This is a genomic window from Streptomyces sp. HUAS CB01, from assembly GCF_030406905.1.
GTDB classification, from domain to species: domain Bacteria; phylum Actinomycetota; class Actinomycetes; order Streptomycetales; family Streptomycetaceae; genus Streptomyces; species Streptomyces chengbuensis.
Map to the genome: position 1 here is coordinate 7410451 of NZ_CP129137.1, position 12215 is coordinate 7422665.

Genomic DNA, 12215 nt, shown 5'->3' on the forward strand with positions numbered 1-12215 from the left:
ACCCGGCGAGGAGGGCTTCCGCCGACGCGCCGGATGCCGTGGTCAGCCGCGCACCGTGCCAGCGTCGCAGCTCCCAGACGTGGACCGGCCCGTCGCCGGGCCCTCCTCGCCCGAATCATTGCACAGTGCAAACCAGAGTGCCAGGGGCGGGCGGACCCGCTGGAGGGCCGGGTTCCACCCGTGTGCCGCCCGTACTTCGAGTGCACCCTCACTGGCGTGGGGCGACGGACTTCTCGACGTCCGCGAGCGTGGCGCCGTCGACCAGGCCGGTGTCCTCCAGGACCTCCATGTGATCCAGGACCGTCTGGTTGGCCTGCCGCGCGTGACGGCGGATCAGGTCGTTCTGCGTGGCCGCGCGCACCTCGGCGATGGTGGCGAAGATCTTCCCGTGCGAGGCGCGCAGGACGTTGGCGAAGAGGCGATCGAACTCGGCGCCCCGGGCTCCCTCCAACTGCCGTACCCAGTCCTGCTGTTCCTGAGTCGCCTCCTCCGGAAGCGGCACTCCGAGGATCCTCGCGTCCTCACGCACCAGCTGGTCGAGCTTGCTGTGCCCGTCCAGCAGGTGCAGACCGGCCCGCTTGACGGCCTCGCTGGAGGCGTTCGTCTGGGCCAGCCGGCCCGCCGGGATCTCCCACAGCCCCGCCTGCCGCACCTTGACGAGGAACGTCTTGTCCACCTCGGTCACCGGCTGCGGCCCCGCCGGGACGCTCCCCGCGTCTGCCGCAGCGCCGTCGTCCTCCGCGCCGGTCGCATGGCCGGTGCCGGACGAATGCCCGTAACCGGCCCCCGCGCTCTGGCCGTAGCCGCCCGCGGCGATCCCGGCGGGTGTCTGCGCGGCCGAGGCCTCATCGTCACCTCCACGGGTCACGATCAGCACGGTGGCGATGACGGCGCACACGGCCGCGATGACGCAGAGGGTCCGCAGGGGGACCCCGGACTCGGCTGCACGTCGGTTCGGACTCATGATGCCTCCCGGTTCGGCATGGTGTTCTGGCTCGTTGGTGTCGCCGGGAGCTGTTGTGGGCGGCTGGCACGGCACGCAGCCAGCAGTACGGACGCGAACTCCGCCGTGTTCACCGTTCGCCGGGATTTCCGGCCGGCGCCACGGAACGGGGAGACTTCCGGCGTACGGCGGGAGACCGTGGGAGTGCCGGACGGCCGCCGGACCGTCGTGGCAGGGGTGCGGGACGGCGGAGGGAGGGGGCAGGGTAGAAATGGGGGTATGGCCGACAAGGGGGAGTCCGGGGAGCACATCGACGACGTCGAGGCGGTGACGCGCGCCGTGCTGACCGCGTCCAGGCTGCTCGTCGCCGTCTCCGCGCGTTCGCTGGCGGCCGTCGAGGACCGGGTGACACTGCCCCAGATGCGGCTGCTGGTGATGCTGTCCCTGCACGGACCGGCCAAGCTCGTCGTGCTCGCCGAACGCCTCGGCGTCAACCCCTCGACGGCGATGCGCATGATCGACCGGCTGATCGCGGCCGGCCTCGCGGACCGTCAGGCCAATCCGGCCGACCGGCGCGAGACGGTACTGCGGCTCACGCACGAAGGCCGCGCCCTCGTCGAGGACGTCACGAGCCGCCGGCGGCGGGAGATCGAGGCGATCGTGACGCGGATGGCCCCCGCTCGGCGCGCCGCCCTGATCGACGCGCTCAACGCCTTCAACGAAGCGGGAGGCGAACCGTCCGTACCGGCCGCGGACAGCGCGACGTACCCGCTGGGCTGGACGGACACGCCCCTCCCGCAGGGGGGTTGACGTGCTCGGCTCTGGGCTCCGGGGGAGCGCGCCCCGGCTCTGCCGGGTGGTCCCCGCACCGTCCGAGGTGCCCGGACCGCCTCGGCAGCCGTGGGGCACCGCCGCCGAGCGCGTTACGGCTCGGCAGCGGCGCCCACGGGCAGAGAGGGCGGGGCAGGCCGGTCACGACGCCGGCCGCCCGGCCCGCCCGGTCAGCCGCCCAGACCCTCCGCGGCCTTCTGGATGTCGGCCGCGAAGGCGCTCACCTCGGTGTACACACCGGGCTTGCCCGGACGGGCGCACCCCTCGCCCCAGCTGACGATGCCGACCTGTGTCCATGCTCCGGCGTCGTCCTGGCGGAACATGGGGCCGCCGGAGTCGCCCTGGCAGGTGTCGACACCGCCGGTGTCGAGGAGACCGGCGCAGAGCTCCTCGCCCGGGGTCAGTCCGTCGCCGTACGCGCTCTGGCAGGTGGCGTCGTCGATGAACGGCACCTTGGCCTTCAGCAGGTACTGCTGCTGGCTGCCGCCCTCCTTGTCCGCACCCCAGCCGGCGATGTCGAACTCGCCGTTGTTGAGCTTGTCGTCCGCCGCGATCGGCAGGGTCGGCAGGTCGATGGGCTTCTCGAGCTTGATGAGCGCCCAGTCCTTGCCCTTGCCGTCGTAGCCGGGCGCCTGCAGGACCTCCGTGGACTTCACACTGACCGCGTCGGGGGCCTGAAGGTCGACCACCCCGGCCGTGGCCGTGATGCCGGTGTCGGGGCCGCTGCCGTCCACGCAGTGGGCGGCCGTCAGCACGATGTCCTTGGTGTACAGCGAGCCGCCGCAGCCCATGGACAGCCGTACCATGAAGGGGAACTCGCCCTGCTCGGCCTTGGTGCCGCCGACGACGGTCGTGCCCACCTCACCGCGTGGGGTCGGTTCGGTGGCGGCATGGGCCGAGCCCGGCTGGAGGCTGAAGGCGGCGAGGGCGACCGCGCCGGCCGCGGCGGTGCGCCTGAGGTGCTTGAGGTAGTTCGTCAACAGACTTCCTCTCGTGGGGGGATACGCGTCCCCGAGCCCGGCCCACGAGAATCGGCGCGTCGTACCGAGGACGGCACGACGGAGCACCCGCGTACGGCCGTCTCGTTCACGGCAGCACACAGTGGTGCGTCCGAACCCAGTGGGGGATGAGTTCGCAGAGCGCCTAGCGATTATGTGGAACAGACGGACGAGCATCAAGGGCGTTGTCGGACCAACGCCCTCTCTGGCCGGTGCTGTTGCCCACGGTCACAACACAGGATTCACACCCCGGGGGATGGGTAGGCAGCCGCGGCTTCCCCGGTGTTCACGGTGTCGGCACACGATGGGCGCAGCCCGTCCACGCGGTGACGCCGTTCGCATGGAAAGCTCCCTGTTCGAACAACTGTTGCTTTGCGTCGGCGTGTACGAGAGTGCGCCGCCGGTCGCCCGAACAGGGAGAGGACACCCCCCACACATGTCCACCCACCGCCTCAAGCGCCGGAAACCGTGGCACATGGCCGTCGTCGCCGCGGCCGTCACCGGTATCGCCGCCCCCGCCGCCGCGATGGCCACGCAGGCACCCCCCGCCTCCACCCCCGCCCGGTCCGCCGGCGCGGTGGGCGCGTACGACGACACGTACTACAAGGACGCGTTGGGCAAGACCGGCCCGGAGCTGAAGAAGGCCCTCCACGCCATCGTCAGCGACCAGACGAAGCTGACGTACGACCAGGTCTGGGACGCGCTGAAGGCCACGGACGAGGACCCGGAGAACCCGTCGAACGTGATCCTGCTCTACACCGGCCGCTCGCAGAGCAAGGACGGCAACGGCACCGGCGACGACGACTGGAACCGGGAGCACGTCTGGGCCAAGTCCCACGGCGACTTCGGCACCGATGTCGGTCCCGGCACCGACATCCACCATCTGCGTCCCACCGATGTGACCGTCAACAGTGCGCGCGGGAACAAGGACTTCGACGCCGGTGGCGAGGAGATCGCGGAGGCTCCCGGCAATCGCACCGACAGCGACTCGTTCGAGCCGCGCGACGAGGTCAAGGGCGATGTCGCCCGGATGATCCTCTACATGGCCGTCCGCTACGACGGTGGCGACGGTTTCGCCGACCTCGAACCCAACGACAGCGTCGACAACGGTTCGGCGCCCCGCATCGGCCGGCTGTCCGTGCTGAAGCAGTGGAGCGAGCAGGACCCGCCGGACGACTTCGAGAAGAACCGCAATCAGATCATCTTCGAGAAGTTCCAGCACAACCGGAACCCGTTCATAGACCACCCCGAGTGGGTGGAGGAGATATGGAAGCAGGCGTGAGCCCGTCCCACGGGTGAGCCGCCCTCACCGCGTGGCGGTGTCGGGGTCGCCGTAGAGTCGGGCCCGCGGTCGAGTCGCGCTCACCGTCGTTCGCCCTTCGTGCCGTTCGTTCGCACGTCTGAGCCGCTCCGCCGGATGAGCCGTCATCGCTGAGCCGCCCTCACCGGCGGCGCCCCTCCCGCAGGGCCGGGCCGTTCGACGCCCGGTTCTGCGGGGAGGCGGTGGTCGCTTCCGTACCCGGGCCCGCGGCGGTGGGTCGCGGGCCCCGGCGTTCACGCCCCCGTCGGCCGTCCTGCCCGTCGAGCGTCCGCCGCGCGCGGCGCCCGGGCCGAACATGGGTGCTGACACCCATGGCGCACCGAGCGTGCCGCGGGCGAGGGTGTGGCGAAGGAACCTTTCCCACGGCTCCGTCCGGCATCCGCGCCGGTGCCGCGTCGGGCCGCAGGCGTGCGTCACAGCCGCGGCGCGAACGGAGCCGGTGCCGGTGGATACGTCTCGGCACAGCCTGCCCGGCCGGCCCGGGTCGTGCCCGTCTCGTCGTCCGGCGGTCTCGTACGGGTCCGCCGGGCGATGGCCGGACGGGTGCGGAGGTTCGGCGGGGCCGGCACGGTGAGGGTGAGGGCATGTCGTACACGGACGACGAGAGGATCGCGGAACCGGAGGCCGACCTCCTCCACGACGACCCCCGCTTCGCGCGAGCCCTTGCCGCCGGTCGGCCCCGTCCGCCGCGCGACTACCGGAGGGGGCGGGCCTGGCCGTTCCTGCTCGGCGCGGCAGTCGTGGTGGTGCCCGGCATGGCTCCGGTGCACGGACCGCTGCTCGCGTCAGGGGTGGTCCTGGCGGGGATCGCGCTGCACCGGATCGACCCCGGCCGTGTCCGGCACCGCCGCCCGACAGCACAGTGGACCGTACGGCCGACAGGCCCGCGCCCGTGTGCGAGTGCGGCCCGTCACCGGTCCGCTGAGGCTCGGTGCTGCTGCCGCCGCCGCCTCCGCTCCGCGGTGTGCGCCGCTACCGCGCGGTGTCGACGCGGGAGACGTGGTACTGCCGGATCCTCCAGCGGCCCTCGTCGTGGCGCAGGACCAGCGACAGATGCACACGGGCCTCCCAGCCGTCCGCGTCGCCGAAGGTGACGTCCGCGAAGCCCCCGGCGACCTGCTCGCCGAGCGTGTAGGTGTGCAGGACCGTCGTCTGGGCCGTCCGGCCGGCCGGTACGGCTTCGTAGTAGTCCCGCACGGCGTCCCGCCCCGTGAGGACGGTGGGCCCGAAGCCCTGGAAGAGGGCGTCGGCCGTGAACAGATCGGCCATGTCATCGGGCCGGTGGCCGTCGAAGGCGGCCTTCCATCGCCGCAGGACCTCGGGCATCGGATGGTTCATCGCTCAGGTGCTCCTCTGTGCGTGCCGCCTCGGCCGGGCCTCGCGTTCCTGTGGGGGGCGGGGCTCCTCCGTGGCGTCGCGAAGGGTGACGGACGGCTTCCCGAACAACTAGCCGACCGGTCTATTACAAACTAGTCGAGCGGTCGTATACTCGCAAGCATGGGACGCACCAGTGACGCGAGAGAGAAGATCATCAGCGCCGCGCAGTCACTCATCGAACTGCGGGGCTACTCGGCGCTCGGCGTGGCCGAGATCTGCAAGACGGCCGGGGTGCCCAAGGGGAGCTTCTACTACTTCTTCGAGTCCAAGGAGGCGCTGGCGCTGACCGTGCTCGACGAGCACTGGGCCGGGCAGCGTCGCGAGTGGACCCGTGTCCTGGGCGGTGAGGGCGAGCCGCTGCAGCGGCTCCGGCAGCTCTTCGAGGAGACCGAGGCGAGCCAGCGCGCGGGGCAGCAGAGCTGTGGCACGGTGTCGGGCTGCCTGTTCGGCAACCTCACGCTCGAGCTGAGCAATCAGACCGAGGCGATCCGCCGGCGCCTGCAGGAGATCTTCGACGCCCAGGTCGCCATGGTGGAGTCGGTCGTCGCGGAGGCGCGTGAGCGTGGCGAGGTCACCGTGGCCGACACCCACGAGGCGGCGCGGTCGGTCGTCGCTCAGCTCGAGGGGCAGGTGCTGTTCGCGAAGCTCTACAACAACACGTCGCGGCTGAGCGTCCTGTGGGCCAACTGCCTGGCGCTGCTGGGCGCCCGGACGGCCCCGGAGGCCGCGGCCGAGGCGTGAGCGGGCAGCGGCGCGGCGGTCGGCGTCCGCACGGTGGCAGCGGCCCGGGTGACGGGCGGTGGCGGCCCGAGTCGCCTGCCGACGGCGGCGGTGGGACGCCGCGGCGGTGGGAGCGCCACGGTCCGGCCGGCGGAATGCGAACCGTGGATCCCGGGACCCGGTGTCCCGGGTATCCGGGGCACCGGGCCCTCGAGGTACGTGCCACGGCCGCCGACGGGCGTTCAGACCTGGGAGGCGAGCCTCGTCAGGATCCGGGCGGCGGGCTCGGCCGTGGCGTCGCGGTATCCGGTCCCGGCCCACAGATGGATCAGTTCGGGTTCGTCGGCCGACGCGGCGGCCTGGCGCATCGGCCGCGTCAGATGGTGCAGAGCGGGATACCCGGAGGGGGCGTGCCCGCTGTGCCGGTCCGTGAACCGGTTGGCCAGAGCCCGTGCGGGCCGGCCGGTGAACGCCCTGGTCACCACGGTCCGGCGGCGTCCCGGGTCGGCCAGGGCAGTCCTGTGGGGGAGTGACGTGCCGGCTTCGTCCGCGCGCAGGAGCGCCGTGCCGGCCATCACCGCCTCCGCCCCCGCGCGCAGGGCCCCGGCCACGTCGCCCGGGCCGGCGAGTCCACCCGCGGCGACGAGCGGCAGCGAAACCGTCGCCCGTACCCGCCTCAGCAGCTCGGTCAGCGGGACCGGGGCCGGGACGCGCTCCGGGGTGAACGTGCCGGAGTGCCCACCGGCTGCCGACGCCTGTACGGCCAGCACGTCGGCGCCCGCCTCAGCGGCCAGGAGGGCCTCCGCGGGGGAGGTCACCGTCTGGACGACCAGGGTGCCGGCGGCGCGCAGCGAGGCGACGACCGCGGGCTCCGGGACGCCGAAGGTGAAGCTCACGACCGGGACCGGCGCGGCAAGCAGCAGATCGATCTTGTCGGTCCAGTGGTCGTCGTCCTCGACGATGTTCGCTGTCCCGGTGTCGATTCCGAAGGCCCGGGCGTCCGGGGCGATCGCGGCGGCATAGCGCCGGAAGTCCTGCGGGTCGACCGGCAGGGGGTTCGGCGCGAAGAGGTTGACCCCGAAGGCGACTCCGTGGCTCCGGACCTCGCTGATCTGCTCGGCCAGTGCGTCGGCGGTCTTGTATCCCCCGGCGAGGAACCCCAGCGAGCCCGTCCTGGCCGCCGCCACGACCAGCATGGGGGTGCTCGGACCACCGGCCATCGGCGCGGCCAGTACCGGGTTGTCCACGCCGAGAGCGCGGAGCGGTGAAGCCATGGAGATTCGTCTTCCTCGTGAGACCGGGTCCCTCGTGAGTCCGGACGGGCTCGGTCCGGGACGGACCCGGCGGTCCGCTCGGACGGTCGTGGGTGCCGCCTCGTCCGCGCGGCCTCGGGCCGCACGGGGCACGGCCGGCCGACGCGCCGCCGCGGAGCCCTCGCTCAGTGGCCGGCGCTCTGGCCACCGTCGACATGGAGGATCTCGCCGGTGACGAACGGTGCGTTCTCGAGATAGACCACGGCGTCCACGATGTCGCTCACCTCGCCCATGCGGCCGACCGGATGCAGAGCCGCGAGCGTCCCGTGATGCTCCTCGGGGTGCATGGGCGTCTTGATGGTGCCCAGCGACACCGCGTTGCTCCGGATTCCGCGTCGGGCGTACTCGATGGCCAGCGCCTTGGTGGCGGACTGGAGACCGCCCTTGGTCAGGGAGGCGAGTACGGAGGTCACGTCCGAGGTGGCCTGGTCGGCGAGCGTGCTCGTGATCTGCACGACATGACCGCCGCCCTGTTCGAGCATGCGCTCCACCGCGAGCTGGGTGATCCGGAAGAAGCCGTTCAGGTTCACACCGAGCACCGCGTCGTAGTCGTCCTCGGTGTACTCGGTGAAGGGCTTCGCGATGAAGATCCCCGCGTTGTTGACCAGGGTGTCGACGCGGCCGAACCGTTCGACGGCGGCGGTGATGACCCGCTCCGCGGTCGCGCGATCGGCGATGTCGCCCTGGACGGTGACGACCTCGGGATCGTCCGAGGCGGCGATGCTCCTGGACGTGGCGACGACGCCGTAGCCGAGCTCGCGGTAGCCGGCGACAAGCCCGGCCCCGATGCCCTGCGAAGCGCCGGTGACGACCGCGACCTTCTGGATCTGAGTGCTCATGGTGCTCTTCTCTCTGGGAGTCGGACCCGGCGGATTGCTAACCGACCGGTCGCCTATGGCAAAGTAGACGACCGGTCGAATTATTTCAACCAGTGCCGTCCTCGGGCGTGCAGCCTGCGGACCCGCAGGCCGCGCCCCTGTGTACGGACGGCCGGCAGAGAGTGGGAGAAAGCCATGAAGGAGTTCCTGGTGGAGCTCACGACCACCGTTCCGGAGGGCACCGGCCCGGCTGAGGTCGCCCGCCGCCGTGCCGCGGAGGCGGTGCGGGCCGGGGAGCTGGCCGCGGCCGGGCATCTCGTCAGGTTGTGGCGGCCGGTCGGCGAGCTGCGCAGTGTGGGTGTGTGGCGGGCCGCCGACGAAGCCGAACTGCGAGGGCGGGTCCTCGGCACGCTGCCGCTTTGGCCGTGGATGACCTCGGTGATCACGGCTCTGGAGCCCCATCCCAACGATCCGGGCGGGGCTGTCGTCGTCGCCTGAGCGCGCCGGCCCGCGGCTCCCCCTCGCAGGGCGGCAGTCGTGACCTTGGTCCTTTGACGACATTCGGGCCGGTCGTCTACCGTCGAATAGTGGACCGGTCGTCTAGTGGCCGGTTCGGCAACCCCCGCACCATCCCGACAAGGAACGGAGACCCGCTGTGGCCACTCCCGTCAAGCTTTCGATCGTCTACTACTCCTCCACCGGCACCATCGCCGAGATCGCCGAGGAACTCCGCGACGCCGCTGTGAAGGCAGGCGCCGAGGTCCGTCTGCTGAAGGCGGCCGAGCTCGCCCCCCGGGCGGCCGTCGAGGCCAACCCCGCATGGGCTGCCAACGCTGCCGCGACCGCGGACGTCCCGGAGGCGACCCCCGAGGACATCGAGTGGGCCGACGCCGTACTGTTCGGATCCGCCACCCGCTTCGGCAACATCTCCTCGCAGCTCAAGCAGTTCATCGACACCCTCGGAGGGCTGTGGGCGCAGGGGAAGCTGGCCGACAAGGTCTACAGCGGCTTCACCTCGTCCGCGACCCCGCACGCCGGTCAGGAGACGACGCTGCAGGCGCTCTACACGAGCGTGCACCACTTCGGTGGCATCGTGGTCGCCCCCGGCTTCACCGACCCGGTCAAGTTCGCGGACGGAAACCCCTACGGCACCTCGCACGTCGACGGACAGGGCACCAACCCCGTGGACGACACCACCCGAGCCGCCGCCCGCCACCAGGCCGAGCGCGTGGTGAACACGGCCGCGCGGCTCAAGGCGGCCTGACACCCCCACCCTGGGCCGTCGGCATGGGCCGGCGCCACCGCAAACGGTGGCGCCGGCCGTCGCGTTCACGGCACCGCACCCGCAGCGACACCGCACCGGCAGCGACTCCGCACCGGCCGGGCGCGGCGCGCTTCGGCGTGGCGAGCGCCAGGTGGAAGCGGCCGACGGGGTCCTTGCGCGACCGGGTTGTCTGCCGCCCGCCCGACCGGGATCAGCCCGGCAGCGTGCGGCAGGATGAGACGATGGCGACGAATCAGACGTGGGCACGGGTGCACAGGGACCTCCTGGCGGCGAAGTCCTGCGTGTACGACCCGGTCGGCTTCGACTGCGCGCAGTTGGAGCCCGAACCGGAGAGCGCCGAGTACGCGGCCCACGCGTTCACGCTCGATGGGCGCTCGGTCAGATTCCGGGTGGGCAAGACCACCCCGACGAAGGTCGGCCAGTTCGTCACCCTGTGGCAGCGGTCCGAGGAAGGGCCGATCCGGCCCTTCGATGTCGATGACGGCGTCGACCTCGTGGTGGTCAGCAGCCGTGACAGCGGCCGTTTCGGGCAGTTCGTCTTCCCGGGCCCGGTGCTGTGCGAGCGCGGGATCGTGTCCGGGGCCCGATCCGCCGGGAAGCGAGGATTCCGCGTCTACCCGCCGTGGGTCGCCACGACCGGTCGTCAGGCACGCACCACCCAATCGTGGCAGGTGGACTACTTCCTGGACATCGATGAGGAAGGCCGCGTCGATCTGGCGCGCGCCACCGCCCTCTACCACCCGGGGAGTTCGGAACCGCCACCGCGGTGAATCAGGGGCGCCCGGACGCGTCCACGTCCACGCGTCGGCCACGTCGGAGAGACGAATCCGCAATCACCTGCGGGCCCGGTGCCCCTGGGACGCGTTGTCGGTGGGGCGTCGCAGGGTGCCGACCGGTATTCCCTGGCTCTGGAGGACCTGTGCCCCGGCTCGCCCGCCTTGTCGCCTCACTCGCCGCCCCACGCGCATACTCGGGCGCCGACGGCGCCCCGTACCTGGAGTCCTGGCCCACCACACGGCTCCTTGTCCAACGCAGCGACACGGACGTCATGGTGGAGGACCTCGGACTCGTTGAGGCGCCCCTGTCGACGCCTGCGCGGTTCCGCTTTCCGGCGCCCTGGCCCCGCGGGTTCGGTCGATGCGCGGTGTCGCCCCACGGCGACCTCGCGGTCTTCACCGGAGTGCACGCCGTGCTGGCTGTGGACCGTTCGGGGATCGTCCAGTGGGAACTACGGCACCGCTGCTGGGCGGGCTGCGACGGGCACGCCGCTTTCGAGGAGTACGAGAACGACCACTGCCACCGGTACGCGAACAGCGGCTCGGCCGGCGTCTCCGCGGACGGTGCGCTCGTGTGGGTCCATGTCCGTGGCCCTCTGGCCCGGGACCACTCCGGCAACGGGGACGGGTCGGAGGAGTGGTTGGTCGTCAACGCCGCGGACGGCACAGTCCTCGCAGGTGCCGATACAGGAACGGCAGCGGGAGGGTCAGTGCATGTTCCGCACCCCCTCACCGCACCAGATGGGCCTGACCATCGGCGAAGGCCAGGACGGCGCCCCGTTGAGGTGGGGACGTTGGGACGGCCGCACTCTCGTCGTCGACCGCTTCGACGACGAGGACCGTGTCCTGGTGGCGGTCAGCCCGTCCGGCAACCGCCTGCTCACCGTGACCCACGACCAGGACACGCTGGCCGTTCATCGCGTCACCGATTACTCGGTGGAGGTGGAGCTGGGTGCGACCGTTCTTCCCCCGCACCCCGGAGCAGAGCCTGAGGACGACGGGGCCGAGGTCTTCTTCGACTGCGAGGGGGGCTTCATCGACGAGGCCACCGCCCTCGTCGGAACCGTCGAGAGCGACGAGGAATTCGGCCCGGGCCGGCACTGGCTCGTCGACACCACCCGCCTGCGGCTACAGGGTGAAGTCGTCTGTCCCCGCGATGTCTCCGGCATGCCAAGTGCCCTCGGAGACGGCACCTGGTACACCGTCTCCGCGACCGAGAATGCCCTTCATGTCTGGGCTCTGTAAGGGCTTGCGCCTCCCCGTGGCGGACGCGCGCACCCCCTGAGCACGTCTCCGAAACACCTGGCTGGGTACGCTCTCGCCAGGAGGGAGGGTCATGGAGTCACTGGGGATCCTGTTCGTGGCCGCAGCCTGGGGTGTTCCGTTGGCTTGTCTGCTGGGTGGGGCAGTCGCCGTCGTCGGCATCGCACGCCGGCATCGCCGGGTCATCACCGCACTGAAGAAGACCGGGGACGAGTGATGCGGACCGGCCGGTGATCTCCACCCGTATCCGCAACATGCCCGCCGAGCCGGGCGCTCGCTCTGACCGTCCGGGACCGACTGCGCTCCGCCGCCCCGGACGCCGTGGGTTCGGCCCGGCTGGCGCGTGCCTTCAGCAGCAGCGCCGCCGCGCCCCTGACTGATGCTCCTATTGATCGTCAAGGGTCGGGATGCGCTCGCAGGAGCGAGGTACCTTCACCCCATGTTACTTACTCCCGACGGCGAGGTCCGCAGCCGCGATGAGCTGGTCGCCTTCGTCCGAGTGGCTTTATCGAGCAGTAGTGACGTCGCTTGTCGATGAGTTTGGGAGGTGCCCATTTCCACGGATGGGTG

At 71.4% G+C, this 12215-nt stretch carries 13 protein-coding genes and 1 pseudogene; 9 read left to right on the forward strand and 5 right to left on the reverse strand.

Annotation, left to right across the window (positions count from 1 at the left end; translation table 11 throughout):
- Positions 1–208 precede the first annotated feature (208 nt).
- The gene (locus QRN89_RS32395; protein WP_290352964.1) at positions 209–964 is read right to left on the reverse strand and encodes a DUF4142 domain-containing protein; all 756 of its coding nucleotides are present in this window, start codon (positions 962–964) and stop codon (positions 209–211) included.
- A gap of 258 nt (positions 965–1222) precedes the next feature.
- On the opposite strand from QRN89_RS32395, the gene QRN89_RS32400 reads away from it, so the two are divergent.
- Complete coding sequence (locus QRN89_RS32400; protein WP_290352965.1) at positions 1223–1753, forward strand: MarR family winged helix-turn-helix transcriptional regulator; 531 nt, start codon at positions 1223–1225, stop codon at positions 1751–1753.
- Between the two features lie 191 nt (positions 1754–1944).
- On the opposite strand, the gene QRN89_RS32405 is transcribed toward QRN89_RS32400, so the two are convergent.
- Positions 1945–2754 (reverse strand): S1 family peptidase, encoded by an 810-nt coding sequence (locus QRN89_RS32405; protein WP_290352966.1) that lies wholly within the window; start codon positions 2752–2754, stop codon positions 1945–1947.
- Positions 2755–3208: 454 nt separating this feature from the next.
- On the opposite strand from QRN89_RS32405, the gene QRN89_RS32410 reads away from it, so the two are divergent.
- Both QRN89_RS32410 and QRN89_RS32415 read left to right on the forward strand, forming a co-directional pair.
- Positions 3209–4054, forward strand: a complete 846-nt coding sequence (locus QRN89_RS32410; RefSeq protein ID WP_290352967.1) for an endonuclease I family protein — start codon at positions 3209–3211, stop codon at positions 4052–4054.
- Positions 4055–4677: 623 nt separating this feature from the next.
- Positions 4678–4893, forward strand: a pseudogene (locus QRN89_RS32415) (DUF3040 domain-containing protein); the annotation flags it as partial.
- A 172-nt stretch (positions 4894–5065) separates the two neighbouring features.
- Here the strand turns inward: QRN89_RS32415 and QRN89_RS32420 are convergent.
- Entirely contained in the window at positions 5066–5431 is a 366-nt protein-coding gene (locus QRN89_RS32420) for an SgcJ/EcaC family oxidoreductase (RefSeq protein WP_290352968.1), read from the reverse strand.
- 159 nt (positions 5432–5590) lie between these two features.
- Here QRN89_RS32420 and QRN89_RS32425 point away from each other — a divergent pair, with 159 nt between their 5' ends.
- Entirely contained in the window at positions 5591–6211 is a 621-nt protein-coding gene (locus QRN89_RS32425; protein WP_290352969.1) for a TetR family transcriptional regulator C-terminal domain-containing protein, read from the forward strand.
- Positions 6212–6432: 221 nt separating this feature from the next.
- Here QRN89_RS32425 and QRN89_RS32430 read toward each other — a convergent pair whose 3' ends face one another.
- Entirely contained in the window at positions 6433–7464 is a 1032-nt protein-coding gene (locus QRN89_RS32430; protein WP_290352970.1) for a nitronate monooxygenase, read from the reverse strand.
- 164 nt (positions 7465–7628) lie between these two features.
- Positions 7629–8342 carry an SDR family NAD(P)-dependent oxidoreductase gene (locus QRN89_RS32435; RefSeq protein ID WP_290352971.1) on the reverse strand — a complete coding sequence of 238 codons (714 nt, stop codon included), beginning with the start codon at positions 8340–8342 and terminating at the stop codon, positions 7629–7631.
- Between the two features lie 174 nt (positions 8343–8516).
- On the opposite strand from QRN89_RS32435, the gene QRN89_RS32440 reads away from it, so the two are divergent.
- The 5 genes from QRN89_RS32440 to QRN89_RS32460 all read left to right on the forward strand — a co-directional run bounded on the left by QRN89_RS32440 (position 8517) and on the right by QRN89_RS32460 (position 11862).
- Positions 8517–8819 carry a muconolactone Delta-isomerase family protein gene (locus QRN89_RS32440; protein WP_290352972.1) on the forward strand — a complete coding sequence of 101 codons (303 nt, stop codon included), beginning with the start codon at positions 8517–8519 and terminating at the stop codon, positions 8817–8819.
- Positions 8820–8976: 157 nt separating this feature from the next.
- Entirely contained in the window at positions 8977–9585 is a 609-nt protein-coding gene (gene wrbA / locus QRN89_RS32445) for an NAD(P)H:quinone oxidoreductase (protein ID WP_290352973.1), read from the forward strand.
- Between the two features lie 242 nt (positions 9586–9827).
- A complete protein-coding gene (locus QRN89_RS32450; RefSeq protein WP_290352974.1) occupies positions 9828–10376 on the forward strand; it encodes a MepB family protein in 549 nt (182 codons plus the stop codon).
- Between the two features lie 720 nt (positions 10377–11096).
- Positions 11097–11627 carry a hypothetical protein gene (locus tag QRN89_RS32455; RefSeq protein WP_290352976.1) on the forward strand — a complete coding sequence of 177 codons (531 nt, stop codon included), beginning with the start codon at positions 11097–11099 and terminating at the stop codon, positions 11625–11627.
- Positions 11628–11718: 91 nt separating this feature from the next.
- Positions 11719–11862, forward strand: coding sequence for a hypothetical protein (locus QRN89_RS32460; protein WP_290352977.1), 144 nt, complete (start codon positions 11719–11721; stop codon positions 11860–11862).
- Positions 11863–12215 lie beyond the last annotated feature (353 nt).

What these genes read in the sequence shown, in the direction of transcription:
- QRN89_RS32395 (WP_290352964.1), bottom strand. Translation starts at nt 964, where the DNA reads ATGAGTCCGAACCGACGTGCAGCCGAGTCCGGGGTCCCCCTGCGGACC.
- QRN89_RS32400 (WP_290352965.1), top strand. Translation starts at nt 1,223, where the DNA reads ATGGCCGACAAGGGGGAGTCCGGGGAGCACATCGACGACGTCGAGGCG.
- QRN89_RS32410 (WP_290352967.1), top strand. Translation starts at nt 3,209, where the DNA reads ATGTCCACCCACCGCCTCAAGCGCCGGAAACCGTGGCACATGGCCGTC.
- QRN89_RS32420 (WP_290352968.1), bottom strand. Translation starts at nt 5,431, where the DNA reads ATGAACCATCCGATGCCCGAGGTCCTGCGGCGATGGAAGGCCGCCTTC.
- QRN89_RS32425 (WP_290352969.1), top strand. Translation starts at nt 5,591, where the DNA reads ATGGGACGCACCAGTGACGCGAGAGAGAAGATCATCAGCGCCGCGCAG.
- QRN89_RS32430 (WP_290352970.1), bottom strand. Translation starts at nt 7,464, where the DNA reads ATGGCTTCACCGCTCCGCGCTCTCGGCGTGGACAACCCGGTACTGGCC.
- QRN89_RS32435 (WP_290352971.1), bottom strand. Translation starts at nt 8,342, where the DNA reads ATGAGCACTCAGATCCAGAAGGTCGCGGTCGTCACCGGCGCTTCGCAG.
- QRN89_RS32440 (WP_290352972.1), top strand. Translation starts at nt 8,517, where the DNA reads ATGAAGGAGTTCCTGGTGGAGCTCACGACCACCGTTCCGGAGGGCACC.
- QRN89_RS32450 (WP_290352974.1), top strand. Translation starts at nt 9,828, where the DNA reads ATGGCGACGAATCAGACGTGGGCACGGGTGCACAGGGACCTCCTGGCG.
- QRN89_RS32455 (WP_290352976.1), top strand. Translation starts at nt 11,097, where the DNA reads ATGTTCCGCACCCCCTCACCGCACCAGATGGGCCTGACCATCGGCGAA.
- QRN89_RS32460 (WP_290352977.1), top strand. Translation starts at nt 11,719, where the DNA reads ATGGAGTCACTGGGGATCCTGTTCGTGGCCGCAGCCTGGGGTGTTCCG.